Below are 24106 nucleotides of genomic sequence, written 5' to 3' on the forward strand. Positions count from 1 at the left end.
CGTTTTGACCCAAGATCCAGTTGTTATCGTCAGCTTCGCTCGCACGCCGATGGGCGGATTCCAGGGCGTTTTAGGACCGCTATCGGCAACCGCACTCGGATCGACCGCAGTGAAAGCCGCCGTCGATCGCGCGGGCATCGACGGTGCCGATATCGGTCAGATTTTCATGGGCTGTGTTTTGTCCGGCGCGTTGGGTCAGGCCCCTGCACGTCAGGCAGCGCTGGGTGCCGGCCTTCCGCTTTCGGTAGAGGCAACAACCGTCAACAAAATGTGCGGTTCGGGAATGCAGGCGACAATCATGGCGCATGATGCGCTGATCGCCGGAAGTGCCGAATACATTGTGTCGGGCGGCATGGAATCGATGTCGAACGCGCCATATCTGATGGCAAAACACCGCAGCGGCGCGCGCATGGGCCATGATGTGATCAAGGATTCCATGTTCCTCGACGGTTTGGAAGATGCCTATGAACCCGGTCGCGCCATGGGTTCGTTCGCGGACGAAACGGCAAACGAATATCAATTTACGCGCGAAGCACAGGACGAATATGCGCTGCGTTCGTTGACTCGGGCCAAGGATGCAATCGCATCGGGCGCATTTGCCAAAGAGATCGTCGCCGTCGAAGTGAAAAGCCGCGCTGGCACAACCACGATCGACACCGATGAACAGCCCGGTAACGCGCGCCCGGAAAAAATCCCGACACTGAAGCCCGCTTTTACCAAGGACGGCACGGTCACGGCCGCCAACGCTTCCTCGATCTCGGACGGTGCAGCAGCGCTCGTCCTGACGCTCGAATCGACGGCTAAGGCTCGCGGTCTGGCTCCGGTCGCGCGGATCGTCGCCCATGCCGCCCATGCGCATGAGCCAAGCAAGTTTACCACCGCGCCGGTTCCCGCGATCCGTAAGGTTCTCGCCAAGGCGGGCTGGACGGTCGACGATGTCGATCTGTTCGAGGTCAACGAAGCCTTTGCGATCGTCGCGATGATCGCTGCCCAGGAATTGGGTATTCCGATTGAAAAACTCAACGTCAACGGCGGTGCCACCGCTCTTGGTCACCCGATCGGAGCTTCGGGCGCTCGCATCCTGACGACTCTGGTTGCCGCTTTGCAGGCACGTGGGTTGAAACGCGGCGTCGCTGCACTTTGCATCGGCGGCGGCGAAGCCACGGCAATGGCAGTGGAATTGATCTGACCGGAGACGTCGCCTCGATTGAACGTGCAGCGCTGGTAACGGCGCTGCAACGTGTCGCTGCGGGTGATTCTGGCGCTCTGCAAGATGTGTATCGGCGGACGTCGGCGAAACTATACGGGGTCTGCCTCCGTATATTTCCTGACACCGACGAAGCGGAGGACGCGTTGCAGGACGCCTTTATCAATGTGTGGCAAAAGGCGGGATCGTTCGATCCTGCGCGTGCGAGTCCAATTACCTGGCTCGTCGCATTGACCCGCAACAAGGCGATCGATCGGCTGCGCGCACGCGGAAAACACATCATGGCGCCGATCGACGCCGCTGATGAAGTTGCCGACACGCGCCCCGACATCGAAACCTGCCTGATCGGCGCGCAGGCCGATGCCCGCATCCTCGCGTGTATCGAGGCTCTGCCGCGTGGCGATGCGACGTTGATCAGGACTGCCTTTTTCGATGGTTCTACCTATGCCGATATCGCCGAACGTGCCGGCGCGCCCCTCGGCACGGTAAAGAGCCGCGTGCGTCGAGCGCTGCTGAAACTCCGCGAGTGTCTGGCGTGACCGACGACGACGACATCCTCGCCGCCGAATTTGCCTTAGGGCTGCTCGACCGGGCGGAAAGTGAAGCCGTGCAGTTGCGCGTCAGATCGGATGCAGTGCTGTCATTGCGCATCGCCTGGTGGCGCGATCAATTGGTGCCGCTCGTCGCAGAGGCAGAGGTTGCTCCACCCGAACGGTTGTGGGCAAGGATAGCGAGTCAGCTTCCGGTCAACGATAATTTACCCAGGTTAATGAAGCGCTGGCGGGCACTGGCTATCGGCGCGACCGGTATTGCAGCCGCGCTTGCAGTCTTTGTGGGATCACGCCAGCCGACTCCCCTGCCGCTCACGCTGCAACCGGCACCGATGGTCGCCACTTTGTCCGGTGAAACAAACCCCGCGATCGTCACCGTCAGTTACGATGCAACTTCGGGTCAGATGACGATCGCGCCCAGTGCCCTGACTGCGGGCGCGGGCGATGCCGAATTGTGGATTATTCCCGAAGACGGCAAGCCACGATCAATGGGTGTGATCGACACCAAATCGCCAGCGGGCCATGCCGTGGCGATAGAGCGGCGCACGTTCGTCCATCCGGGCGCGACATTTGCCATCTCGCTCGAACCGAAGGGCGGATCGCCAACCGGGTCGCCGACCGGATCGGTCATTGCGACAGGCAAAATTATAAGGGTCTGACCCGGCATCGATGCATCCATGCCATGGGGTCGTGCGTATCTCTCCGCAGACAGACTGCTTTGCCAAAGAAGCAGCTGCGCTCAGGAAAGAAGGAAGCCCTTATGAAGAAGCTCACATTCCTCGCCGCACTGGCGATTACTGCCGCTGCTGTTCCCGCTTTTGCCAAAAACCCGATGGTTGGCGGCGCTGAGATGTATCCGACCAAGAACATCGTCCAGAACGCAGTCAATTCCAAAGATCACACCACGCTGGTTGCTGCCGTAAAGGCTGCAGGGCTGGTCGATACCCTGTCCGGCCCCGGTCCGTTCACCGTGTTTGCACCAACCAACGAAGCGTTCGCCAAACTGCCCACCGGCACCGTCGACACGCTGGTGAAGCCTGAGAACAAGAGCACCCTCACCTCGATTCTTACCTATCATGTCGTCGCCGGTCGTATGACGAGCGCAGACATTGCAAAGGCGATCAAGGCCGGTGGCGGCAAGGCCATACTGACGACCGTACAGGGTGAGCCGCTGACCGCCACGATGATGGGATCGAAGTTGGTTTTGACCGATGCCAAGGGTGGTAAATCCACGGTAACGATCGCCAATGTCATGCAATCGAACGGCGTCATTCACGTCGTCGACACGGTCTTGATGCCATAATCTAGCGTCACGCGAACGGCCCTGCCCGCTCTTTTACGAGGGTGCGGGGCCACTAGCGGGTTGAAAGTTTTCAAATCGGCTGCTACCCGCGCCTTAACGCCACCGCTTCGTAGCGCGTGGCGATTCTTTTTTGTGAATTCGGAGCCGACCTCTTTTATGCAAATCATCGTGCGCGACAACAATGTCGACCAGGCGCTGCGGGCGCTCAAGAAGAAACTGCAGCGCGAAGGCGTGTATCGTGAGATGAAGCTTCGTCGTCATTACGAAAAGCCATCGGAAAAGCGTGCGCGCGAGCGTGCCGCTGCTGTCCGTCGTGCTCGTAAGCTTGAGCGTAAGCGCGCCGAGCGCGACGGCGTTCGGTAAAAACCAATGTCCGAAATCACCGCCGTGCCGCTTCGCCCCGTTAAAAAGGGTACCATGACGCGGCTGTGGATCGGAGTTGCGGCGGCAGTTGCCATCGCTGGTGGCTTTGCCTGGGCGGGTACGTCGAAGGTCGTCGCGACCACCGGCACCGCCGAACAGTTCCTTAGCTGGCATCAGGGACGCGCAGGCGTCACCACGACAGCTTCGGGACTGCAGTACGAAATCGTGAAGAAGGGCACCGGCCCCACGCCGACCGATGCCGATGTCGTGCTGGTGAACTATAATGGTTCGTTGCGTGACGGTTCGGTCTTCGACAAGGCCGAGCGCGCGCCTTTCCCGGTGACGGGCGTCGTTCCAGGCTTTTCCGAAGCGCTGAAGCTGATGAACCGGGGCGCGAAATATCGTTTCTGGATTCCACCGGCGCTTGGTTACGGTGAAACATCCCCTGATCCAAAGCTGCCCGCCCATTCGGTGCTGGTGTTCGATGTCGAACTGATCGATTTCAAGAATGCCGCCGAAGTTCAGGCGCAGATGCAGCAGATGCAAATGCAGCAGGCTCAGGGTGGAGCAGTCCCCGGAATGCCGGGTGGACCTCCTCCGGGACATTGATCGGTTAAAGGCCTCTATCAGGGGGTCTTTAATGACAAGCGGTGGTCAACGTCCAAAGTCCGGCCCAAGTAATCCTGAAATCCGATCGAATAGCGACGCTCGCGTCAATGCATCGTCGAGGCGATCAAGCAGTTTGACCACATCGCCGGCTTCCTCATTCAACTCTGCGGCTGCCGTGTCGAATGCTGCCCACAGCGGCGCGAGGCTGTGCACAAGCGCCTGACCATCAGGTGTAAGCGATAGCACACGTCGGCGGCCATCGAAGGCGTCGGGTCGCGACACGACGATCCCAGCCGCCTCCAACGAACGCATAGCCTGGCTGACAGACACATGAGTGATACCCAGCCTCGCCGCGATTTCGCCGATCGCCAGCGGGCCGTTCCGAACGATCTGATTAAGGGGACCGAACCAGCGCTGTTCGAAATCTATCCCACGAACAGCATAAATCCGCGTCGCATCCCGATCTATCTGCTCAGATAACCGTCTTAGCCGCGCGCCTAAAGCCTTACTGCCCGCGTCGCGATTAAAATCACGATTGGTCATTGCCGCGCCTCCCCAGGAAAAACCGCCAAATCGATCATTTTTTCGCGCCGTCCTGATTCTTTCGCAGAAATTCCCAAGCCAGCATTTTTGCGTCCTTTGGCCCAGCTTCAATGTCTGGTTGCACACCAACTCCCTCCCAGTCGGTATGACTAAGACGACCCTCATAACGGTACTGGGGAATGTAGAGCGCGAAGCCACCGGGCAATGAGACGGCATCACGCAAAACGTGAGCGGCCCCGGCAGAACGAGTACCGATAATCGTTGCCCGCCTTTCTTCACGTAGCGAAAAGGCCAGCGCCTCCGAACCCGATGCGCTTTCACGGTTGATCAGAACGATCAATGGCATATCCAGCGGGAACCGGGGCCATTCGGGCTCCTTGCTTTCTTCCCATTTGGCAGGCTTTCCCGCCCGGTCAAAAGCCCGCAATGTCGAGGGCGCTCCAATCGGCAGGAACGTCCGTTCCACCAGATTTACAGTGTCACCATCGCCACCGGGGTTACCACGCACATCTATGATAAGGCCGGTAGAGTCCCGGAGCAGCGCAAACGCATTTGCCAATCGCGGTTCGGCCCAAGCTATCGGTGCCCAAGTCGACAGGCGTATGTAGCCAATGCCGCCCGGCAATCTGCTGACATCCTCAATGCCCAGATTATCCACAAGGGCATCGACATCAGGTTTGGCCGGTGGCTCGCTAGACTCAGGAGCGCCGAATGCAACACGGAGATGAAGATCGTTCAGCACACCACGCGTGGCGCGGGTCAATGCAGCCGCTTTGGCAGGACCGTCGCCACAGATATGCGAGACATCACCACGACGCGCGGCAGCCCGAAGCCGGGTTGCCCCTTCCGCTCCGCGTGCAGGCAGAACATATCGACTTTCCAATATCACGGCGATCGCCTCGACCGTCGGGCGGAGATCGGCGCACGATACCGCCAACGTCTCAACTGACACAGTTGGCATAGCCATTGCGAACATCAATGGAATTGCAAGGAAGCCGGTCAATGACATTCTCCGAAAACGCGTGAATATATGTAGTCACCTACATATGTATGCTGATAGCGTCAATACTGGTCGATTGAGATTTCGAGCACACGAGGGGACCCGCCACAAGCTCCGGCTAAGTGGACATCAGCGCCTACGCGATTAAAATGGCACGGACACCGTCGCCATCACGCGATTGGTCGGGATGGGGCCAACATTACCCTGCTCCCCTGAAATTTTACCGCGAAGTTTTCCGAACAGCTTGAATTCGGCTTTAGGCAGGAGTTCTTCGACAGGCATGGCCTTAACAGGGATATCATCCGGCGCACGACGTTTCGCGCATACAATGATTTCTCCACTGGCGGCGGCAGTTTCCGAATTACATCCGGGCGTTGCAGGCGCCATCTTGCCAAGATTGAAATTTAGTACCGGTGAGACGACCGCAAGCTGAGCCAAAAGCATAAAGAGCGACATTGACGACTGCTCCCTCAACCTCTGCGACGATTATGCGGACGGCACTTCAATCTCTCCGGCATTTTCAGCAGCTTTTTTCGACCCGCGTTCCAACCCGACCTTAACCATCGCGACGATGGGGTCGGCAAACATCAGGCCGAGCAATCCGAACAATGCGCCCAACAGCAACTGCGCGCCCAGGACCAGTGCCGGTGCCAAATCGACCGACTTTTTCGCCACCGTAGGCACGACCAGATATCCGTCAACGGTCTGTACCACGGCATAGACACAGAATGCATAAACGCCTGCGTTCCAGCCACCCGAGAAACCCACAACGGTAATCAGGACGCCCGAAACGATCGCGCCAATGTTCGGCAGAAACGCCAGCAATCCGGTCAACACACCGAGCAGCGCCGCCATCGGAATGCCGCCCGCCCACAACAACAACCAGACACCAACGCCCTCAACCGACATGCCGACGAGGCGACCTGCCATCAACCGCCGCAGCGTGAAGCCCATTGCCGACATTGTTTCGTAAAAACTGTCGCGGCTCCGTACCGGGAACATCCACGCGACGCCACGTTCATAAAGGCGTGGTTCGACCGCGAGGAAAATACCGATCACGACGATCATAACACCGCTGGTCAGCGCACCCGCAGCCGTCCCCAGCGCCGATGTCACGCGTCCGATCGACCCCATGACCTGTTTGCCAATTTCACCCGCGCCGCCTGCGTTTTCGAGCAGGTGATTCATCTTTGCCCAGCTCATCAGCTTGTCGACCTGCGTCGTCACGACATTGGTCAACGTTTCGGCCTGCGCCGTCAGTTCACTGCCCGCCAGCATGACCACCCAGACGAGGAATGCGACGACACCAAGCACCACGATCAGCAACCGCCACCCGCGGCCGATCTTTATAACCCGTCCCAGCAACCGCGTGCCGCCATCGAGCATTGCCGCGAACACGACCCCACCGAATATGATGAGCAATGGTTGCGACAACAGGGCGATCAGCGCGACCGCCACGGCCATCCCGATCCAGACCGCCGCGCGCTTCAGTTCCTGCCGCACGAACGGATCGCGCAATTCGTTGGGACCGGGAGCCTCTGGACGTTTGTCGGGTGTGATTACCGCGTCGCTCATCCAGTTGTCCTTTGCGGGTGAAGTGAATTTCCTGCGCGCGATCCCCTGAGCGCAGTCAGCCAGCTAACGGGGTTCCACCACTTGCTGGACCCATCGAGCGAGAACGTGATGAATTCGGCCCGACCACCGATGTTTTCCCACGGAACCGGACCACCAAGGCCCTTTTCCGCCAGCGGGAAACGACTGTCCGCCGACAGATCCCGGTTATCGCCCATCAGGAACACACGATTGGCGGGAATTTTGATAGCGGCGTAATCGTCCGCCCGCCAGTTATAACCCAGATCGACGGTATCATAGCTGCGACCGTTGGGAAGGGTTTCACGAACGATCGGCAACTGACAATATTCCAGTCCATCGCCACCGCGAATCTTTCGTCCCGGATATTCCAGGTCACTGCACGGCTGGTTGGCATCGACCGGAATGCGACGCTCGCCCATATCGACACGTTTCACGGGCGTTCCGTTCAGGATCACCGTCCCGCCGCGCACTTCCAGCGTATCGCCGGGCAAACCGATGACGCGCTTGATATAGTCTTCCTTGCTGCCCGGCGGCGTCACGATGACGACATCGCCGCGTTCGGGGAGGCTACCCAGCAAACGCCCCTTCATGAAGGGCAACAGGTGAAACGTCGCCGACACATAGGACCATCCGTACGGATATTTGGTCACAACCAGTCGATCACCGACGAGTAATCCGGGCACCATGGATTCACTGGGGATATAAAACGGCTTCGCGATAAGGCTGTGAAAGATCAGCACAGCGAGGATCAGCCCGAATATGCCGCGAAGTTCGCCCAGCCAATCGGTCCCAACCTTTGCGGGAGCAGTTTCTTTGGCAGGCGTGAGATCTGTCACAGCGTCGGGCGTCACTCGGGAACCTTCAAACGGGCAACGCTTCGATGATGACAAAGGCCTGCGCCCAAGGGTGATCATCGGTCAACGTCAGATGGATATGGGCTTTATAACCTTCGGGAATCAGGGCGTCGAGGCGCTCCTTCGCTCCGCCGGCTAGTGCAAGCGTCGGCGCACCGGATGGTGCATTGACGACGCCGATGTCTTTCATGAACACACCGCGCTTGAACCCGGTTCCGACCGCCTTGGAAAAAGCCTCTTTTGCGGCAAAGCGCTTGGCGTAGGTTCCGGCGCGCGTGAACGGACGGCGCTCGGCTTTCTTGCGCTCGACCTCGGTAAACACCCGCTTTTCAAAACGCTCGCCAAAACGATCGAGTGACGCCTGTATCCGTTCGATATTGCACAGATCAGAACCCAGCCCGACGATCATCGACCAATACCCTTCATCGAGCAGCATCCATCAATGCGCGCATATGAGCCACGCTGCCCGCAAGGCCGCCGAAGATCGCCTCCCCGATCAGGAAATGGCCGATGTTGAGCTCGGCCAACTGCGGGATCGCGGCAACCGGCGCGACGTTATCGAACGTCAGTCCGTGCCCTGCGTGGGGCTCTATCCCGTTCTTGACCGCCAGCGCCGCTGCGTCGGCAATGCGCGCCAGTTCGGACCCGCGCAGGTCCTCCGTCAGATGCGCGTATCGACCGGTGTGAAACTCCACGACCGGCGCGTGCAGACGGATTGCCGCCTCGATCTGTCGAGCGTCGGGTTCGATAAACAAGCTGACCCGGATATTTGCCGCCAGCAGTTTTTCGATGAACGGCAACAGATGGTCGACTTGCCCGGCGGCATCCAGCCCGCCCTCTGTAGTCCGCTCCTCACGCCGTTCCGGCACGATACAGGCGGCATGTGGGCGATGTTTCAACGCGATCGCCAGCATTTCATCGGTCGCCGCCATTTCAAGATTCAGCGGCAGGTCGATCTCACCCATCAGGCGCGCGATATCCTCATCACGAATATGTCGCCGGTCTTCGCGCAGATGGGCGGTAATGCCATCGGCACCAGCCTCCGCCGCGATTCGCGCTGCCTTCACGGGGTCGGGATGGTCCCCGCCCCGTGCGTTGCGGATCGTGGCGACGTGATCGATATTGACGCCCAGCCTCAGTGTGTTGGGCTTTTGATTCATGCCGCCCGGCTGCCCGGCTTGATCGCCGGGATTGCGCTGAGTTCAGGAGGTAGCGAATCAGCCGCATAAGTAGGCACCGACAATCGAATCAGCGGATAGAACGGCACACCCAGATCGGCATTTCCGTCGGATCGGTCCACCAGCGCGGCCCCGGCAACAACGATTCCGCCCGCCCGGCCGATCGCGGCAATCGCCTCACGCGACGAAAGTCCGGTCGTCACGACATCTTCCATCATCAAAACGCGCTGACCGGGAATCAGCCGAAATCCCCGACGTAATTCGAAAACTCCGTCAGGCCGCTCAAGAAACAATGCCTCGACGCCAAGTGCCCGGCCCATCTCATGCCCCGCGATAACGCCGCCCATCGCTGGCGACACAACGATATCGATGTTCAGGTCGGCGGGCAGCTTTGCCACCAGCGCTTCGGCAAGACGTGCGGCTCGCTTCGGGTCGGACAACACGCGTGCACACTGAAGATAGCGGCTACTGCGCAAGCCCGAAGACAGGATGAAATGTCCTTCGAGAAGCGCCTCTGCAGCGCGAAATTCGTCAAGCACGTCCTCGTCGGTCAAGCGATCTGTTCCTCATCGTATTGGTGGTTGCTGATACGTTGCGACAACCACGGTGACAACGGTTGCAAAACGCGCGTGTGAAAAACGCGGCATCTCACTCTTGAGGCTCGGAGAAACCGAGCGTATAGCGCAGCGCATCGGGGCCACGCTATCCGCAGCATCGCCTCACAGTTCAGGGATTACGCAGCTGCGATGAATGCCATCAAGACAATAATTTTCGCCCTTGGCCTTGCACTGGCCCCCGCTGCGATCGCCCAATCTCCGGCAGTGGCGCCTTCGGCCGTCGTTGCTCCTGCACCGGCGGCGGCCGCGCCCGCAAAACCGGTTTCCAAGGTTGCCGACATTGCGCGCACCGCGCCCGATGCGACAATCGGCCAGCCCGTTCCCCGCGGTTATGAAATCCAGCAGCAGGTGACCCCGATCGGCAAACGCGCCGTCTGGATGCACAATGCCTTGCTGATGCCGATCATCACCGTGATCTGCCTATTCGTCCTCGCGCTGCTCTTCTGGGCATCGTATCGTTATCGCCGCAAAGGCAATCCGATCCCGTCGAAGGTGTCGCACAACACCCTGATCGAGGTGATCTGGACGACCGTCCCGGTGCTGATCCTGCTGATCATCGTTTTCCCGTCGATCAGCCTGCTCGCTGCTCAGTACAAGCCCGTCGGCAAAGACGCGTTGACGATCAAGGCGATCGGCAACCAGTGGTACTGGACCTACGAATATCCCGATAACGGCGGATTCGAGGTGGTTTCGAACATGCTTCCTGACGCTCAGGCGAAGGCGAATGGCGAACCACGGCTTCTTGCTGTCGATAATCGCGTTGTCGTGCCTGTCGGCACGCCGATCCGCTTGCTGGTTACATCGAACGACGTAATTCACGCTTGGTACGTCCCCGCATTCTGGACTCAGATGGACGCCGTCCCCGGTCGCGTGAACGAAGCTTCGTTCACGGTCGAACGCCCCGGCGTCTATTATGGCCAGTGCAACAACATCTGCGGCGCGCGCCATGGCTTCATGCCAATCACGGTTCAGGCCGTCAGCCCTGCGGACTTCGCGCAGTGGATTTCAGCACATGGGGGCACACCAAAGGGTGCAAAACCCGGTGCCCCGGCCGTAGTGGCCCCAAACACTGCCGCTAATACGGCGGCTGCACCGACAACTCCGGCGCCAGCCGCCGCTCCCGTTACCAAGGGCTAAGCCAATGACCGATATCGCTCTCAGCCCAACCGGCGCCAGCGCTTTTCAGGCGCACGCAGATGATCATCATCACGATGCCGATCACAAACCTGCGTTCTTTGCGCGCTGGTTCATGTCAACCAATCATAAAGACATCGGAACGCTGTACCTGATCTTCGCGATTTTCGCAGGGATCATCGGCGGCACGATTTCGGGTATGATGCGCCTCGAACTTGCGCACCCCGGCATTCAGTATCTGACCACCTGGGTAGGCACGGGCAAAAGTCTCGACGAAGCCTATCACCTCTGGAACGTGCTGATCACCGCGCATGGACTGATCATGATCTTTTTCATGGTCATGCCGGCCATGATTGGCGGCTTCGGTAACTGGTTCGTGCCGATCATGATCGGTGCGCCCGATATGGCGTTCCCGCGCATGAACAACGTGTCGTTCTGGTTGCTGGTGCCTTCGTTCATGCTGTTACTTGGATCGACATTCGTATCCGGCGGCACGGGCATGGGTGCTGGCGTGGGCTGGATCCTGTATCCGCCACTCTCGACAACAGGTTCGGCCGGTCCCGCCATGGATATGGCGATCCTGTCTATGCATCTTGCCGGTGCGTCGTCGATCCTGGGTGCCATCAACTTCATCACTACAATCTTTAACATGCGTGCGCCGGGCATGACCCTGCACAAGATGCCGCTGTTCGTCTGGTCGATCCTCGTCACCGCATTTCTGCTGTTGCTCGCACTTCCCGTGCTGGCTGCTGCAATCACGATGCTGCTGACCGACCGTAACTTTGGCACGACCTTCTTCGACCCTGCCGGCGGTGGTGATCCACTGCTGTATCAGCATCTCTTCTGGTTCTTCGGTCACCCTGAAGTTTACATCATGATCCTGCCGGGCTTCGGCATGGTCAGCCAGATCATCTCGACCTTCTCGAAAAAGCCGATCTTCGGTTATCTCGGCATGGTCTATGCCATGGTTGCCATTGGTGCTGTCGGGTTTATCGTCTGGGCGCACCACATGTTCACCAGCGGCCTTTCGGGCAACGTGAAGCTTTACTTCACCGCAGCGACGATGGTGATCGCGGTTCCAACCGGCATCAAGATCTTCAGCTGGATCGCAACGATGTGGGGCGGTTCGATCAGCTTCAAGGTTCCGATGATGTGGTCGCTCGGCTTCATCTTCATGTTCACCGTCGGTGGCGTGACCGGCGTCGTTCTCGCCAACGCGGGTATCGATACTTACATGCACAACACCTATTATGTGGTCGCGCATTTCCACTATGTGCTGTCGCTGGGTGCTGTGTTCTCGCTCTTCGCGGGGTTCTACTACTGGTTCCCGAAGATGAGCGGACGGATGCTCAACGAGGCTCTCGGCCATATCCACTTCTGGGGTTTCTTTATCGGCGTGAACGTCCTGTTCTTCCCGATGCATTTCCTGGGGCTGGACGGTATGCAGCGTCGTATTCCGGATTATACCGACGCGCTGTCATACTGGAATTACGTCGCTTCGATCGGTTACGCGATCATGGCAGTGTCGATGGGCGTATTCTTCATCAACCTGTTCTGGTCGATGTTTGCCGGTAAGAAAGCTGGCGACAGTCCCTGGGGCGACGGCGCGACGACGCTCGAATGGACGTTGTCGAGCCCACCACCCTATCACCAGTTCGAAACGCTGCCCCGCATCGGGTGACGCGCTAAAACCCTCAACCCTCCTCCGTCTCGAACGGGGGAGGGCTTTGAAGCTTTAAAATGACCCCCGTTTTGACCAAGACAGCGACCACAGTTAAATCCCCGGCACTCCCGGCCGAATGGCGCGACTTCCTCGCGCTGACCAAGCCGCGCGTGATGGTGCTGGTCGTCTATACCGGCATCATCGGGATGCTGATGGCACCAGTCGCTTTGCCGCTGGCGCTCGGCTTCACTGCCATACTTTGCATCGCGCTCGCCGCTGGTGCCTCGGGCGCACTCAACCAATGGTATGAGGCCGACATCGATGCGCTGATGAAACGCACGATGAAGCGCCCGCTCCCCGATGGCCGCATGGATGCTCAATCCGCTCTGCACTTCGGTGTTGGGCTTTCGGGCTTTGCCGTGCTCACCATGGGTTTCGCGCTGAACTGGCTGGCTGCTGGCATATTGCTCGGCTCGATCCTGTTCTACGTCGTTATCTATACCGTCTGGCTGAAACGCCGGACCCCGCAGAATATCGTCATCGGCGGGGCCGCAGGAGCTTTTCCGCCACTGATCGGATGGGCTGCGGCAACCGGACAAGTCTCTGCGCTGCCTGTCCTGATGTTCGCCCTGGTATTCTTCTGGACACCGCCGCATTTCTGGTCGCTGGCACTGTTCATGGAGGCCGACTATGGCGCAGCCGGTGTCCCGATGATGCCCAACGTCGCTGGCGAGCGTTCCACACGACGCCAGATCCTGTTTTACACGCTGCCGATGGCGGTTTGCGCGATTGCTCCCTGGGCGCTCGGCATGACCGGTCTGGTTTATGGCATCGCGGCAATCGTACTAACGGCGATATTCGCCGCGCTCGCCTTTCGCGTATCGAAACGTACTAGCGACGCCGCGATGAAGGCTGAACGTCAACTTTTCAAATATTCAATTTTGTATCTTTTCGCGCTGTTCGGCGTGCTTTTGGTGGACAAGTTTATATGACCGACCCCGAAAACCCCGCTGCTCCCGATTTGGATCGCGTCGAATTCGACCGTCGCCGCAAATCGCGCTCGATCGTCACCGGCGTTATTCTGGTCGGGGTGGTCATCCTGTTTTACTTCATCACCATCGCCCGGCTTAGCTGATGAGTGGCATTGCGCTCGATCCCCGGCGACGCACGGCGCTGTTTGCGGCGCTGGCAGGGCTGGCGATGCTCGGTCTCGGTTATGCAGCCGTGCCCCTTTATCGGCTGTTCTGCGTCGCAACCGGCCTGAACGGCACGACACAACGCTCCGTCGATGGTGAAACACCGGGTGCCGTCGATGGCAAAACCATCCAGATCCGGTTCGATGCCAATCATTCGCCAAATCTGCCCTGGGCGTTCAAGCCAGAGATTGCGTTGCAGACCGTCACAATCGGTGCGCGCAACATGGCGTTCTTTACGGCCACCAACAATTCAAGCCATTCGATTACCGGCACAGCGACTTATAACGTGACGCCGGTCTCCGCGGGCCTGTATTTTACTAAGATACAGTGTTTCTGTTTCACCCAGCAAACGTTGAAACCGGGCGAGACGGTGCGGATGCCCGTGATCTTTTACGTCGATCCGAAAATCCTGAAGGACCCGGATGCGAACGATATCTCCGAAATTACGTTAAGCTATACATTCTACCCGGTGGACGAGACGAAGAAGGCGAGTTAATCGCCTCTTTTAAAGACCACCCGACGAACAGGGAATCAGACGTCATGGCCGGTGCCAAGAACCACGAATATCACATTCTGCCCCCAGCATCTGGCCGCTGATCGGCGCGTTTTCTGCGTTGATCTTGGCCTCCGGCGGCATCATGTGGATGCACTCGCAGCCATTCGGTGGGCCTGTGTTCTATCTCGGCGTCGCCGGTCTGGCGTACGTATTCTACAGCTGGTGGTCCGACGTGATCCGCGAGGCAAAAGCTGGCGACCATACGCCGGTCGTTTCGCTTCACCTGCGCTATGGCATGATCCTGTTTATCGCTTCCGAAGTCATGTTCTTCGTCGGCTGGTTCTGGGCATGGTTCGATTTCGCATTATTCCCCTCGGCCGTGGAAGCGGTAGGCGGGACATGGCCGCCAAAGGGCATCGAAGTCATCGATCCATTCGGCTTTCCGCTGCTTAACACACTGATCCTGCTGTGCTCGGGCACGACCGTTACCTGGGCGCATCACGCACTGATCCACGGTGACCGCGATGGCCTGAAAAAGGGATTGTGGGCGACGATTTTGCTCGGCCTGCTGTTCTCCAGCATTCAGGCGTATGAGTATATCCACGCTCCGTTCGCCTTTAAAGGACTGAACTATGGCGCGGCGTTCTTCATGGCGACCGGCTTCCACGGCTTCCACGTCATCGTCGGTACGATCTTCCTGATCGTCTGCCTGCGACGCGCCTATAATGGTGACTTTACACCGCGTCAGCATTTCGGGTTTGAAGCGGCTGCGTGGTATTGGCACTTCGTCGATGTGGTTTGGCTGTTCCTCTTCGTCAGCATCTATGTCTGGGGCGGATGGGGCGCGCCGATCCACGCGGGCTGATAAGGGTGTGACATCGCTTTCATAGCACCATCAATAGGTCGGGCGGCGCTTCAGGGATTATGTCCCCGTTGCGGCGCCCGAACCTTGTTCAGGGGGCTGTTGAAGGTTGCGCCGAAATGCACCGGATGCCAGCTCGACTTCACCACCTTCAATGTCGGTGACGGTGCCACGGTCTTCGGAACACTCATCGTTGGCGGGATTGCCGTCATCGGGGGCGTGACGATGCAGATCCTCTATGATCCGCCACTCTGGCTCCAACTCGTTATCTGGCTGCCCGTGGCGACGATTGGCGTGATCGCATTCCTTCGGATTGCGAATGCCGCGCTGCTAGCTTCGGAATACCGTAATGCCGCGCGAGAAGGGCGATTGCAGCCATGAAGCGAATTCCGATCGTTGCGACGACAGTCGTAACCCTTTGCGTCGCTGCGATGATTGCGCTTGGGATCTGGCAGCTTCAGCGTGCGACGTGGAAAGATGCACTGATCGCGCGTTATTCCACCAACCGAAATCTGCCGCCAATGGCGTTTCCCAAACTCGCCCCCGTGTCGGACGACGCGATGTTCCGAAAATCACAGGTGAATTGCCTGCGGGTTGTCGATTGGCGCACCGATGGCGGGGTCACACCCTCCGGGCAAGCCGGATACCGTCACATCGCCGCCTGTTCGACGGGCGCCGAAGGGCCGGGTGCTTTGATCGACATGGGCGTCGCGGCCGATCCGCAATTCAAGCCAGTCTGGACCGGCGGACTGGTCGATGGGATCATCACCACCGAGCCGTTGCATGAAAGTCTGATCGGCCGGCTATTTGGAAAACATGTACCGCCCCGCCCGATGTTGGTGGCGGATCGTCCCGCACCCGGCCTTGCTGCCAGTGCGCCACCAAGCACCGACGAAATATCGAACAACCACCTCGGCTATGCCGTGCAATGGTTCCTGTTCGCAGCCGTCGCGGCGGTGATCTACGTCATTGCGCTGCGAAAGCGGCAGCAGCGCACTTAAACTCGCCATCCTGAACACGTTTCAGGATGGCGAACCCTCTCAACTATCGAGCGATCCCACCCGCAGCCAGTACGGCCAGCGTAACCAGTTCGCTTGCCGTCGATGACATGGTTGCGATCTGGACCGGTTTTTCCATGCCGATCAGCATCGGTCCGATCACGGCGTCACCCGCAAGCTCACGCAACAGCTTTGCACTGATGTTCGCTGACTGCAGACCCGGCATGATCAATACGTTTGCCGGTCCCGACAGGCGACTGAACGGATAATTCGCCATGACCTTTGGATTCAGCGCTACGTCGGGTGCCATCTCGCCTTCGAATTCAAAGCCGACCCCGCGTTTCTCGAGGATTTCCACCGCTTCGCGCAACGGGTTGAGCCAGTTGCCCGGAGGGTTGCCGAACGTCGAGTAACTGAGAAACGCAACGCGTGGCTCATGACCCATCGCCCGTGCAACCGCGGCGGTACCCTCGGCGATATCGGCCAGTTCTTCCGAAGTGGGCCGCTCGTTAACCGTCGTATCGGCCATGAAAATCGTGTGGCTTTGCCCGACGAGTACGTGAACCCCGAACGGCGTGCGTCCAGCCGCCGGATCGATGACACGGCGCACGTCGCGGATCGACTGCGCATAGGTCCGCGTCACGCCGGTGATCATTGCATCGGCTTCACCCATTTTCAGCAGCAGGGACGCGAAAATATTGCGGTCCTGATTGACCAGACGTTCGCATTCACGACGCAGATATCCGCGCCGCTGAAGGCGCTCATACAGCTTGTCGACCATTGCCGGCACCAGCGGCGAATTGCGGCTGTTGTGCACCTCGAAAGATTCGGGGTTATCGACACCGAGCGCACTGAGGCGTGCATGAACATCGTCGCGTCCAACAAGAACCGGAATGCCATAGCCGCCATCGCGAAAGGCAATCGCCGCACGCAGGACGACTTCTTCTTCGCCCTCGGCAAAAACCACGCGTTTAGGATGGGCCCGCGCGCCTTCATAAGCCAGCCCCAGGACCGAAGTCGTCGGATTTAACCGGCTGCGCAGCGAATGGCGATAAGCGTCCATGTCGAGGATCGGGCGTGTCGCAACACCCGAATCCATCGCCGCCTGCGCGACTGCCGCCGACACAATCTCCATCAGGCGCGGATCGAAGGGGGCAGGAATAATGTAATCGCGCCCGAATGCAGAGGTGCGCCCGCCATAAGCAGCCGCCACTTCCTCCGGCACCTGCTGGCGCGCGAGTTCGGCGATCGCATAGGCTGCCGCGATCTTCATTTCCTCATTAATCGCGGTTGCCCGGACATCGAGCGCACCACGGAAAATGAAGGGGAAGCCCAGTACGTTATTGACCTGATTCGGATAATCCGAACGCCCGGTCGCGATGATGCAATCGGGTCGCACAGCCTTGGCATCGGGGGGCGTGATCTCGGGATCTGGATTCGCCATCGCAAAGATAATCGGGTTCTTCGCCATCTTTTTCAGGAAAGCCGGGGTCAGCGCACCCGCTGCCGACAGCCCCAGAAAAATATCAGCGCCGTCCAGCGCATCTTCGAGCGTGCGAGCGTCCGTTTTCGTAGCGTGGGCCGATTTCCACTGGTCCATGCCCTGTTCGCGACCCTGATAGATTACCCCGCTGCGGTCGCACATGATGACGTTGTCGGGGCGCACGCCCATCGCCTTTATCAGCGCAGTGCACGCGATTGCCGCTGCACCCGCGCCATTGACGACGACTTTGACGTCCTTCAGTTCGCGCCCGGTCAGGAATACGGCGTTGATCAGGCCAGCGGCACTGATGATCGCGGTGCCGTGCTGATCGTCGTGCATCACCGGGATTTTCATACGCTCTTTCAGCGCCTGCTCGATGATGAAGCATTCGGGTGCCTTGATATCCTCAAGGTTGATGCCGCCGAATGTCGGTTCCATCAGAGCGACGGCATTGATGAACGCTTCTGGGTCTTCGGTCGCCAGTTCGATGTCGATCGAATCGACGTCGGCAAAGCGTTTGAACAGGACAGCCTTGCCCTCCATCACCGGTTTGGAAGCCAGAGCACCCAGATTGCCGAGGCCGAGAATCGCGGTGCCGTTCGAGATAACCGCGACCAGATTGCCCTTTGCCGTATAATCATAAGCGGTTGCGGGGTCGGCGGCGATGGCGCGCACCGGAACCGCGACACCCGGCGAATAGGCCAGCGAAAGATCGCGCTGAGTTGCCATCGGTTTCGTCGCGACAATCTCGATCTTGCCGGGCCGACCTTCCGAATGGAACAACAGGGCTTCGCGGTCCGAAAACTGGACGTTGGATTCCTCGGTCATATATTTTCCCATTTGCGCTTCGGTACGACCGACTGCTTCACCCCCCTGTTAGGGGCAGCGGCCCGTCAAGCCAATCACTTCACAAACGAAAACCCGCCTGCACCCCCTTCGCGCGCCAATTAACTCTGTGTATCGAAGGCGCGCATGGCAACGCCGAACACCTCCCCCCCCACACCGATGATGGTCCAATACCTCGCGCTGAAGGCTGAGGCTGTCGATTGCCTGCTTTTTTACCGAATGGGCGATTTTTTCGAACTGTTTTTCGATGACGCCCGCGCCGCCGCTGCCTGCCTCGATATCGCCCTCACCTCTCGCGGTGAACATGATGGTGAAAAAATCCCGATGTGTGGCGTGCCGGTCCATGCCGCCGACGCCTATCTGGCACGGCTGATTCGGGGTGGGTTCCGCGTTGCGATTGCCGAACAGATCGAATCGCCCGCTCAAGCCAAGGCGCGCGGCGGCAAAACACTCGTCGCACGTGCCATAGTCCGGGTGGTTACGGCGGGAACCCTTACTGAAGACACGCTGCTCGATTCGAAATCGAGCAACTGGCTGGTCGCGATTGCTCAGGCCGGTGGCGTCTATGCAATTGCCGCCGCCGACATATCGACCGGTCGCATGGAAATGGGCGACGTTGCCGACGGCGCACTCGAAGCCGAACTCGCGCGCCTTGGAGCCGTTGAAATCATTGTCGCCGAAGGAGTGGCGGTCAGCGGCATCACACGGCCCCGTGCGACCTTTGACAGCGCAAAGGGTGAAGCCGCGCTTAAAGCATTGCACGGCGTAGCTACGCTCGACGGCTATGGCGCATTTTCACGCGCGGAACTGGCAGCGGCGGGTGGTTTGCTCGCCTATCTCGACCATGCGGGCAAGGGAGCGCTGCCGTTTCTGGCCGCTCCCATCCGGCGCACGGTGGGTGAACATCTAATCATCGATGCGGCCACGCGCGAAAGCCTCGAACTTACCTCCACACCTGCAGGGCGATCCGGTAGCCTGCTCGACTGTATCGACCGAACGGTGACGGGGGCAGGTGCGCGGATGCTCGGCGGCGACTTGTCCGCACCGTTGATGGACCGCACCGCCATCGACGATCGCCTGAACCTCGTGTCGCACTGGACCGCAGAAAGTGCAGCACGCGAGCGATTGCGCACCGACCTTCGCAGTCTGCCCGACATTGCCCGTGCGCTGGGTCGTTTGTCGGCCGGGCGCGGCAGTCCACGCGATCTGGCTCATCTTCGCGATGGCTTGTCCAAGGCATGGGATCTCCGCGAGCGCCTGTCGACCATCGACCAACCGCCAGCACTGCTCGTAGCCCTGCTCCCCGCCCTTGCCGGGCATGGGGCGCTGATCGACCGTTTGACCCGCGCTATTGTCGAAAGCCCGTCGATCGACGCGTCACAGGGTGGCTATATTGCTCCCGGTTACGACGCCGGACTCGACGATCTGCGCGACGCAGGCGGCATGGGACGGCGCGAGATCGCCGCGCTGGAAGCACGGTTCAAGGGTGCGACGGGCATTACCGCCCTGAAAATACGGCACAATGGTGTGCTGGGCTATCATATCGAGGTTCCCGCGCGCTCGGCCGATCCGTTGATGGTGGCTGATTCGGGATTCACCCATCGGCAGACACTCGCGGGCGTTGTCCGTTTCAACGCCCCGGAACTCCATGAGGTCGCGTTGAAGGTGACACAGGCCGGAGCACATGCACTCGCCGCCGAAGCCGCGCATTTCGAGGAATTGACGGCTCTTGCACTGGGTTCGGCTGCCGCGATCAGCGCGACTGCCGATGTACTGGCGCGGCTGGACGTGGCCGCCGCCAATGCCGAATGTGCAGTCGAATTGAACTGGTGCCGCCCCACACTGGTCGATCACGCCTGCTTCGAGATTACAGGTGGGCGTCATCCCGTTGTCGAAGCTGCAGTTGCCAAATCGGGCGGGCGTTTCGTCGCCAACGATTGCAGACTTTCGGCCAGCGACCGGCTCTGGCTCGTCACCGGCCCGAATATGGGCGGTAAATCGACGTTCCTCCGCCAGAATGCTCTAATCGCGGTGCTTGCTCAGGCAGGGTGTTTCGTACCTGCTGCCTCTGCGATCCTCGGGCTGGTCGACCGCCTGTTCAGTCGCGTCGGTGCGTCCGACAATCTGGCGCGCGGGCGTTCCACGTTCATGGTCGAAATGGTCGAAACTGCTGCCATTCTGGCCCAGGCGACCGACCGTTCGTTCGTTATCCTAGATGAAGTCGGGCGCGGCACTTCGACCTATGACGGTCTCGCCATCGCATGGGCAGTCGTGGAGGCTGTGCACGAGGTTAACAAATCGCGCTGCCTGTTCGCCACCCATTATCACGAGCTGACGCGCCTTGCGGAAAAGCTGAACAGCTTGTCGCTGCACAATGTTCGCGCACGCGAATATAAGGGCGAACTCGTACTGCTCCATGAAGTCGCCAACGGTCCTGCCGATCGCAGTTACGGGATTGCCGTAGCCCGCCTTGCCGGGATGCCGCCCGCCGTGCTGTCGCGTGCCAAGTCCGTGCTGGCAAAGCTGGAAGCGGGGCGAGCCGCCACCGGGGGGCTTGCCGCCGGACTGGACGACCTCCCACTGTTCGCCGCACTGGTGGAGCAGACTCCGACCGACCCATTGCGCGAAACACTCGCCGCAATTCATCCCGATACGCTCAGTCCGAGAGAGGCGCTCGAGGCGCTCTATCGGCTAAAATCCGTCGAGATCGACGATACATGAAAACGACCCCGACGACATGAAGTCACCGGGGCCGTTTCCTTGGCTTCCTACCTGCGCTGTCTCTTACAGGTAGAAATTGCGAAGCACGTCTATGACCCGGCCACCGCGCACATCGACAAGCAGGACGTCGTTGTAATGGCGAACCCAGCGCTGATTATAACCGGGGCGTGGCAAGCGATAACGTGCGTAATCGTTGATATAATAACGGGGCGCGTAATATCCTGACGTTATACGAAGACCGGGGCTGAACGAGCGGTAACGGAAATCCGCATTCCAGTTGCCGCGCGAGTAAAGCCCCCGATTCGTGTTGCGATATGAACGCCAGTCATCACGACGCCATTCACGGTTATCGTGGCGCAATTCCTGACGAGCATCCTGAAGCTGGCCGCGCTCGTGACGCACGTCGCCCCGATTTCCATTTTCACGCGCACGCTGAACATCGCGCTGTTCCTGGCGAACATCCTGACGATCGTGACGCAATTCGCTGTTTTGAGCGAATGCAGCCGATGGCAGGAGCGTGGCCGCCATCAATGTTGCAAAAATAATCTTACGCATGAAATCTCTCCTTCGTCGTTTCCGTGACAAATGAGGATTTAGATGATTCGCAATGAACGGATTTCGAACGCCGCTGTCAGGAAAATGAAAGGGTTCAGGTTACCCAATATCGTTCACGAAACCATTTCGTGACGACGTTCTTGAGACCTTCGGTGATTGGCAGGCTTTCATGCAGCGCCTGTACATTTTCGGCACCGGTGCGATCCATATTGTTCCATGTCAGGAGCATTGCTGTTCGAGGACTGACTTTCAATCCTCCGGCGCTGAACCAGGTTTCGCCGCCGCTTGTCGGTTCATCCAGATAGATCATTGCCGTCCACGTCCGCTGTCCGCCGCGTTGTTTCTGCTCCGACCAATATGGCTCACCGACATGGAAATAATCATGGTGCGCCTTGAACTGCTGGCCCACGTCATAGCGCTGACCCTGCATCGTTTCACCCTGTCGCGGCTTCATACCCATCAGCGCACAGATCCGTCTGTCAATCCCGTCGACAAACGGATTCCAGCGGTCGAGGTCACAGCTTTCGCTGGTGCGAAACTCGGCATCGTCCGTGGCAGATAGAAGCTTCGACGGCTTGCGATCGGCGTCAATCATCGCGACCAGCCCGCCGCATTCCTCCAACGTCAGAAAATTTTGATAAACGTAAAGGTCGATGCCTTCCCCCGCGACCATCTGGACGGCGGGATTGCGGTTCAGTCGCGCGGCGGTCGCGCGTCCGATTTCGGCTAAACGGTCTTTGGCCATGTCGCCCGCTAACGAAACGACCCGGGATCGCCAAGACCCCGGGCCGATAATCACGCAATAGACAGTCTACTTAATCGAAGATGTCGTAAATCGTATCGACGACATAGCCCGTGTCCTCATCGACCAGCAGGGCGTCGTTGTAATATCTCACCCAATGATAGGGCGGATAGGCTTCGGGAAGGCGATATTCGTAAGGATCGTCGATCCAGTAATTTTGGCTGAACAACACGCTGTCCAGATAGACGCCAATGCCAAACCGCTGATATCCGTAGCCATAGCCGTAGGGGGATTGATAGCGCGGCAAACGATAGAAGTTGCGGTGGCCCGAACGATAGCTCTGCCAATTGTACCGCTGGTCCCGCCGCCAGTCACGATTCCACGATTGCCCGCCACCGCCATTATTGCCACGCCAGTTACCGTCCCGCCCGCCGTTGCGGTTATTGTTTCCGAAGCGCGGGTCGTTGCCGCCACGATTGCCCTGCCAGTTGCGAACGCCGTCGCCGCGCTGTTGCTGAACCTGAGCGGGCGCAGGACGCTGTCCATTCCACTGACCCTGCGGACGTTGCTGTTGGCCCTGTACGTGTCCCTGACCCTGCACTTGCTGGCCCTGCACCATTCCGGGGCGACCGCGACCCTGCCAGTTGGGCTGACCGCCGGGGCGCTGCCCCTGAACCGCTTGTGGGCGCTGCCCTTGTTGTGGAGCCGCTTGCTGCTGATGTGGGGCCTGAGCGGCCTGCGGGCGACCTTCGCCGCCACGATGAGCGCCGCGGTCACCGCCTCCACGCTGTGCCTGACTGTCGTTACCACCGCGCCCACGATCGTCCTGCGCCAAAGCCGGGGTCGCTGCTGCAGCCGCGAGTAACGCGGCTATAATGATCTGCTTACGCATATTCTTCGCTCCAAGCGGATGCGCGAACAAGATCGTCGCTTCATCCTTATGCCCTATTAAACGACACACCGGCTGAGCCGATCCTTAATCACCCTGTCAGCATCCTGAAAGGAAACTAGCGGGTTATCGAGGGCGTCAGTCCCGGAACGGCACGTGCAGCGTCGGCGGGGTCGATACCCGGGGGCGGTGCCGCGACGATCGTTTCCTCGCCCCGGATGGCGGCGGCGGCATGATGAATAGCGCGGCGCACGCGGTTATATGTTCCGCAACGGCAAATGTTGGTGATTGCCGCATCGATGTCGGCATCGCTCGGGCGCGGGTTGTTCTTAAGCAGAACCGCGACCGCCATAATCATTCCCGGCTGGCAAAAACCGCACTGGACGACGCCTTCCGCGACCCAGGCCTGCTGTACAGGATGGCTTCGGTCGCGCGATAATGCTTCTATCGTCGTGACGAAGCTGCCCTCAACCTGACCGATAGTGACCTGACACGATCGCACAGCCCGGCCATCGATGTCGACGGTGCACGCGCCGCAATCGCCCGTCCCGCAACCGTATTTCGTGCCCGTCAGGTTGGACGCGTCACGCAACGCCCATAGCAATGGCGTTTCGGGGTCGAGCGCATAGCGGATCGGCTGATTATTGACGGTGAGCGCAGTCATGGCGGCCGGTCTAAAACAATGTGCGCTTCAAGGAAACGC

At 59.4% G+C, this 24106-nt stretch carries 27 protein-coding genes and 1 pseudogene; 15 read left to right on the forward strand and 13 right to left on the reverse strand.

The window, feature by feature from the left end; translation table 11 throughout:
• The first annotated feature begins 4 nt into the window (after positions 1–4).
• The 6 genes from D3Y57_RS11390 (at position 5) to D3Y57_RS11415 (ending at position 4033) form a co-directional block, all read left to right on the forward strand.
• Positions 5–1189, forward strand: a complete 1185-nt coding sequence (locus D3Y57_RS11390) for an acetyl-CoA C-acyltransferase (RefSeq protein WP_121153085.1) — start codon at positions 5–7, stop codon at positions 1187–1189.
• On the forward strand, positions 1141–1746 hold the full coding sequence (locus tag D3Y57_RS11395) for a sigma-70 family RNA polymerase sigma factor (protein ID WP_239026038.1): 606 nt from the start codon (positions 1141–1143) through the stop codon (positions 1744–1746). Before D3Y57_RS11390 ends, D3Y57_RS11395 begins: the two co-directional genes overlap by 49 nt.
• On the forward strand, positions 1743–2417 hold the full coding sequence (locus D3Y57_RS11400) for an anti-sigma factor (RefSeq protein WP_162987089.1): 675 nt from the start codon (positions 1743–1745) through the stop codon (positions 2415–2417). Before D3Y57_RS11395 ends, D3Y57_RS11400 begins: the two co-directional genes overlap by 4 nt.
• Positions 2418–2518: 101 nt before the next feature.
• Positions 2519–3061 carry a fasciclin domain-containing protein gene (locus tag D3Y57_RS11405; RefSeq protein WP_121155805.1) on the forward strand — a complete coding sequence of 181 codons (543 nt, stop codon included), beginning with the start codon at positions 2519–2521 and terminating at the stop codon, positions 3059–3061.
• Positions 3062–3217: 156 nt separating this feature from the next.
• Positions 3218–3424 (forward strand): 30S ribosomal protein S21, encoded by a 207-nt coding sequence (rpsU, locus tag D3Y57_RS11410; RefSeq protein WP_121153087.1) that lies wholly within the window; start codon positions 3218–3220, stop codon positions 3422–3424.
• A 6-nt stretch (positions 3425–3430) separates the two neighbouring features.
• Positions 3431–4033 carry an FKBP-type peptidyl-prolyl cis-trans isomerase gene (locus tag D3Y57_RS11415; protein ID WP_121153088.1) on the forward strand — a complete coding sequence of 201 codons (603 nt, stop codon included), beginning with the start codon at positions 3431–3433 and terminating at the stop codon, positions 4031–4033.
• A 45-nt stretch (positions 4034–4078) separates the two neighbouring features.
• On the opposite strand, the gene D3Y57_RS11420 is transcribed toward D3Y57_RS11415, so the two are convergent.
• The 8 genes from D3Y57_RS11420 to pyrE form a co-directional block, all read right to left on the reverse strand.
• Entirely contained in the window at positions 4079–4576 is a 498-nt protein-coding gene (locus tag D3Y57_RS11420) for a MarR family winged helix-turn-helix transcriptional regulator (protein WP_121153089.1), read from the reverse strand.
• A gap of 34 nt (positions 4577–4610) precedes the next feature.
• A complete protein-coding gene (locus tag D3Y57_RS11425) occupies positions 4611–5579 on the reverse strand; it encodes a S41 family peptidase (RefSeq protein WP_162987090.1) in 969 nt (322 codons plus the stop codon).
• Between the two features lie 141 nt (positions 5580–5720).
• Positions 5721–6032, reverse strand: a complete 312-nt coding sequence (locus D3Y57_RS11430; protein WP_121153091.1) for a hypothetical protein — start codon at positions 6030–6032, stop codon at positions 5721–5723.
• 30 nt (positions 6033–6062) lie between these two features.
• On the reverse strand, positions 6063–7151 hold the full coding sequence (locus tag D3Y57_RS11435) for an AI-2E family transporter (RefSeq protein WP_121153092.1): 1089 nt from the start codon (positions 7149–7151) through the stop codon (positions 6063–6065).
• Positions 7148–8020: a signal peptidase I gene (gene lepB / locus D3Y57_RS11440; protein WP_430739034.1), complete on the reverse strand. Its 873-nt coding sequence runs from the start codon at positions 8018–8020 to the stop codon at positions 7148–7150. Before lepB ends, D3Y57_RS11435 begins: the two co-directional genes overlap by 4 nt.
• 10 nt (positions 8021–8030) lie before the next feature.
• On the reverse strand, positions 8031–8432 hold the full coding sequence (gene acpS / locus D3Y57_RS11445) for a holo-ACP synthase (protein WP_121155807.1): 402 nt from the start codon (positions 8430–8432) through the stop codon (positions 8031–8033).
• Positions 8433–8445: 13 nt separating this feature from the next.
• Complete coding sequence (locus D3Y57_RS11450) at positions 8446–9183, reverse strand: pyridoxine 5'-phosphate synthase (protein ID WP_121153094.1); 738 nt, start codon at positions 9181–9183, stop codon at positions 8446–8448.
• The gene (gene pyrE / locus D3Y57_RS11455; protein ID WP_121153095.1) at positions 9180–9755 is read right to left on the reverse strand and encodes an orotate phosphoribosyltransferase; all 576 of its coding nucleotides are present in this window, start codon (positions 9753–9755) and stop codon (positions 9180–9182) included. The genes D3Y57_RS11450 and pyrE overlap by 4 nt, the downstream gene beginning before the upstream one ends.
• 192 nt (positions 9756–9947) lie before the next feature.
• Between pyrE and coxB the strand changes: the two genes are divergently transcribed.
• From coxB to D3Y57_RS11490, 8 genes and pseudogenes are all read left to right on the forward strand, one after another.
• Positions 9948–10955 (forward strand): cytochrome c oxidase subunit II, encoded by a 1008-nt coding sequence (gene coxB, locus D3Y57_RS11460; RefSeq protein WP_121153096.1) that lies wholly within the window; start codon positions 9948–9950, stop codon positions 10953–10955.
• Positions 10956–10959: 4 nt separating this feature from the next.
• The gene (ctaD, locus tag D3Y57_RS11465) at positions 10960–12633 is read left to right on the forward strand and encodes a cytochrome c oxidase subunit I (RefSeq protein WP_121153097.1); all 1674 of its coding nucleotides are present in this window, start codon (positions 10960–10962) and stop codon (positions 12631–12633) included.
• Between the two features lie 71 nt (positions 12634–12704).
• Positions 12705–13607 (forward strand): heme o synthase, encoded by a 903-nt coding sequence (locus tag D3Y57_RS11470; protein ID WP_239026039.1) that lies wholly within the window; start codon positions 12705–12707, stop codon positions 13605–13607.
• Positions 13604–13750: a hypothetical protein gene (locus D3Y57_RS20200; RefSeq protein ID WP_162987091.1), complete on the forward strand. Its 147-nt coding sequence runs from the start codon at positions 13604–13606 to the stop codon at positions 13748–13750. The genes D3Y57_RS11470 and D3Y57_RS20200 overlap by 4 nt, the downstream gene beginning before the upstream one ends.
• On the forward strand, positions 13750–14307 hold the full coding sequence (locus D3Y57_RS11475; RefSeq protein ID WP_121153099.1) for a cytochrome c oxidase assembly protein: 558 nt from the start codon (positions 13750–13752) through the stop codon (positions 14305–14307). Before D3Y57_RS20200 ends, D3Y57_RS11475 begins: the two co-directional genes overlap by 1 nt.
• Positions 14308–14351: 44 nt before the next feature.
• Positions 14352–15172 (forward strand): annotated as a pseudogene (locus tag D3Y57_RS11480) (cytochrome c oxidase subunit 3).
• A gap of 99 nt (positions 15173–15271) precedes the next feature.
• Positions 15272–15550 (forward strand): DUF983 domain-containing protein, encoded by a 279-nt coding sequence (locus D3Y57_RS11485; RefSeq protein WP_239026040.1) that lies wholly within the window; start codon positions 15272–15274, stop codon positions 15548–15550.
• A complete protein-coding gene (locus tag D3Y57_RS11490) occupies positions 15547–16170 on the forward strand; it encodes an SURF1 family protein (RefSeq protein ID WP_121153101.1) in 624 nt (207 codons plus the stop codon). Before D3Y57_RS11485 ends, D3Y57_RS11490 begins: the two co-directional genes overlap by 4 nt.
• 43 nt (positions 16171–16213) lie before the next feature.
• Here the strand turns inward: D3Y57_RS11490 and D3Y57_RS11495 are convergent, their stop codons facing one another.
• Positions 16214–18478: an NADP-dependent malic enzyme gene (locus tag D3Y57_RS11495; RefSeq protein ID WP_121155809.1), complete on the reverse strand. Its 2265-nt coding sequence runs from the start codon at positions 18476–18478 to the stop codon at positions 16214–16216.
• A 177-nt stretch (positions 18479–18655) separates the two neighbouring features.
• Between D3Y57_RS11495 and mutS the strand changes: the two genes are divergently transcribed.
• Positions 18656–21217 (forward strand): DNA mismatch repair protein MutS, encoded by a 2562-nt coding sequence (gene mutS / locus D3Y57_RS11500; RefSeq protein ID WP_121153102.1) that lies wholly within the window; start codon positions 18656–18658, stop codon positions 21215–21217.
• Positions 21218–21280: 63 nt separating this feature from the next.
• Here the strand turns inward: mutS and D3Y57_RS11505 are convergent, their stop codons facing one another.
• The 4 genes from D3Y57_RS11505 to D3Y57_RS11520 all read right to left on the reverse strand — a co-directional run bounded on the left by D3Y57_RS11505 (position 21281) and on the right by D3Y57_RS11520 (position 24067).
• Positions 21281–21772 (reverse strand): RcnB family protein, encoded by a 492-nt coding sequence (locus tag D3Y57_RS11505; protein ID WP_121153103.1) that lies wholly within the window; start codon positions 21770–21772, stop codon positions 21281–21283.
• A gap of 94 nt (positions 21773–21866) precedes the next feature.
• Positions 21867–22517, reverse strand: a complete 651-nt coding sequence (locus tag D3Y57_RS11510; RefSeq protein WP_121153104.1) for a 2OG-Fe(II) oxygenase — start codon at positions 22515–22517, stop codon at positions 21867–21869.
• Positions 22518–22587: 70 nt separating this feature from the next.
• Positions 22588–23406 carry an RcnB family protein gene (locus tag D3Y57_RS11515; RefSeq protein ID WP_205590118.1) on the reverse strand — a complete coding sequence of 273 codons (819 nt, stop codon included), beginning with the start codon at positions 23404–23406 and terminating at the stop codon, positions 22588–22590.
• A 115-nt stretch (positions 23407–23521) separates the two neighbouring features.
• Positions 23522–24067, reverse strand: a complete 546-nt coding sequence (locus D3Y57_RS11520) for a (2Fe-2S)-binding protein (RefSeq protein ID WP_121153105.1) — start codon at positions 24065–24067, stop codon at positions 23522–23524.
• Positions 24068–24106: the final 39 nt, after the last annotated feature.

Origin of the sequence: Sphingomonas paeninsulae (assembly GCF_003660165.1) — a bacterium.
Classification (GTDB): Bacteria; Pseudomonadota; Alphaproteobacteria; order Sphingomonadales; family Sphingomonadaceae; genus Sphingomonas_O; species Sphingomonas_O paeninsulae.

Excerpts from the sequence above, each read along its gene's own strand:
- D3Y57_RS11405 (WP_121155805.1), top strand. The coding sequence starts at position 2,519 with ATGAAGAAGCTCACATTCCTCGCCGCACTGGCGATTACTGCCGCTGCT.
- rpsU (WP_121153087.1), top strand. The coding sequence starts at position 3,218 with ATGCAAATCATCGTGCGCGACAACAATGTCGACCAGGCGCTGCGGGCG.
- D3Y57_RS11415 (WP_121153088.1), top strand. The coding sequence starts at position 3,431 with ATGTCCGAAATCACCGCCGTGCCGCTTCGCCCCGTTAAAAAGGGTACC.
- D3Y57_RS11420 (WP_121153089.1), bottom strand. The coding sequence starts at position 4,576 with ATGACCAATCGTGATTTTAATCGCGACGCGGGCAGTAAGGCTTTAGGC.
- D3Y57_RS11430 (WP_121153091.1), bottom strand. The coding sequence starts at position 6,032 with ATGTCGCTCTTTATGCTTTTGGCTCAGCTTGCGGTCGTCTCACCGGTA.
- D3Y57_RS11435 (WP_121153092.1), bottom strand. The coding sequence starts at position 7,151 with ATGAGCGACGCGGTAATCACACCCGACAAACGTCCAGAGGCTCCCGGT.
- acpS (WP_121155807.1), bottom strand. The coding sequence starts at position 8,432 with ATGATCGTCGGGCTGGGTTCTGATCTGTGCAATATCGAACGGATACAG.
- D3Y57_RS11450 (WP_121153094.1), bottom strand. The coding sequence starts at position 9,183 with ATGAATCAAAAGCCCAACACACTGAGGCTGGGCGTCAATATCGATCAC.
- coxB (WP_121153096.1), top strand. The coding sequence starts at position 9,948 with ATGAATGCCATCAAGACAATAATTTTCGCCCTTGGCCTTGCACTGGCC.
- ctaD (WP_121153097.1), top strand. The coding sequence starts at position 10,960 with ATGACCGATATCGCTCTCAGCCCAACCGGCGCCAGCGCTTTTCAGGCG.
- D3Y57_RS20200 (WP_162987091.1), top strand. The coding sequence starts at position 13,604 with ATGACCGACCCCGAAAACCCCGCTGCTCCCGATTTGGATCGCGTCGAA.
- D3Y57_RS11475 (WP_121153099.1), top strand. The coding sequence starts at position 13,750 with ATGAGTGGCATTGCGCTCGATCCCCGGCGACGCACGGCGCTGTTTGCG.
- D3Y57_RS11490 (WP_121153101.1), top strand. The coding sequence starts at position 15,547 with ATGAAGCGAATTCCGATCGTTGCGACGACAGTCGTAACCCTTTGCGTC.
- D3Y57_RS11495 (WP_121155809.1), bottom strand. The coding sequence starts at position 18,478 with ATGACCGAGGAATCCAACGTCCAGTTTTCGGACCGCGAAGCCCTGTTG.
- mutS (WP_121153102.1), top strand. The coding sequence starts at position 18,656 with ATGATGGTCCAATACCTCGCGCTGAAGGCTGAGGCTGTCGATTGCCTG.
- D3Y57_RS11505 (WP_121153103.1), bottom strand. The coding sequence starts at position 21,772 with ATGCGTAAGATTATTTTTGCAACATTGATGGCGGCCACGCTCCTGCCA.
- D3Y57_RS11510 (WP_121153104.1), bottom strand. The coding sequence starts at position 22,517 with ATGGCCAAAGACCGTTTAGCCGAAATCGGACGCGCGACCGCCGCGCGA.
- D3Y57_RS11515 (WP_205590118.1), bottom strand. The coding sequence starts at position 23,406 with ATGCGTAAGCAGATCATTATAGCCGCGTTACTCGCGGCTGCAGCAGCG.
- D3Y57_RS11520 (WP_121153105.1), bottom strand. The coding sequence starts at position 24,067 with ATGACTGCGCTCACCGTCAATAATCAGCCGATCCGCTATGCGCTCGAC.